This is a genomic window from Stenotrophomonas sp. FR012 (assembly GCF_047520565.2).
Classification (GTDB): domain Bacteria; phylum Pseudomonadota; class Gammaproteobacteria; order Xanthomonadales; family Xanthomonadaceae; genus Stenotrophomonas; species Stenotrophomonas sepilia.
Map to the genome: position 1 here is coordinate 1 of NZ_JAXBQL020000029.1, position 1,030 is coordinate 1,030.

A 1,030-nucleotide genomic window follows, 5' to 3' on the forward strand; every position below is an offset into this window, starting at 1 on the left:
ACCAGCATCTTCCGCATCACTGCCACGATGGCCACCTTGCCTTCCTTGCCACGGGCTCGTAGCGACTGGTAAAAATCGCGCAACCGAGGTTCATGCCGCATGGCCGACATTGCCGCCATGTAGAGCACTTGCCGGATTTCGGCTCTTCCACCATGGATGCTTCGTTTTCCTCTCATCGTGCCGCTGTCTTGGGACATCGGGGCTACCCCGACCAAGCTGGCGATGCGCTTGCCAGTGATCCTGCCAAGCTCTGGCAGATAGCTGGCTAGAACTGCCTGCAGCGCAGGCCCTACGCCCCTCATCGACTTCAGCGTCTTCAGTTGAGGCTGCTGACCAACCTGCTCGGCGATCTGCTTGCCCAGACGCTCAACCGTCGTTTGGAGGCGGGTGATGTTGCCTTGCAGTAGTCGGCGCAGTTCACGATCAAGCACCATTTCCTGCTGCTGCCGCGCGATGGTCAGGGCGTCCATCGCCTGCCGACGTGCCCGAACGAACTCCCGCATCTTCTGCTGCCAAGACTGCAGCGGCTGATAGGGAGGCAGCTTCACCAGGGAGGCCATCTGCGCCAACGCATGGGCATCCAAACGGTCGGTTTTGGCAATCTGACCCAACCCCTGAGCCAGTTTCCGGGCGCGCAAGGCATTGGCACGGGCCACCGGATGACCGGCCTTGTGCAGGAAATCCAGCACCGGCTGCTCATAGCCACCTGTGGCTTCAAGCACGATCTGGCTGGTCGGACGCTTCTTCAGCCAAACATCCAGTTCAGAAAACCCGGACCGGTTGTTGCTGACCTGCAGAGTTTGTCCGTCCGTCGTACCGATATCCAGCTGACGCTTGCTGACATCAATCCCGATCCCGTTCATCACCTGACTCCGTATAGTCTGGTAGGGTCGAGAGCTCCCCCGCTTGCCCAGTCTTATCGCTTCGAGTGGTCGCTCCAGCAACTGTTCGGGCGGATCAAGGGAGATTCCGGCGTGGGCGCCAAGCTACAGGGCGATCGTCGCGATCCTGGCTACGGATCGTCGAGATC

At 60.3% G+C, this 1,030-nt stretch carries 1 protein-coding gene; it reads right to left on the reverse strand.

Annotation, left to right across the window (positions count from 1 at the left end):
• Window positions 1–863: IS110 family RNA-guided transposase (locus tag ACM0O9_RS19775; RefSeq protein ID WP_495495906.1), on the reverse strand; the 863-nt coding region annotated here is incomplete at its 3' end.
• Between the last annotated feature and the right edge of the window lie 167 nt (window positions 864–1,030).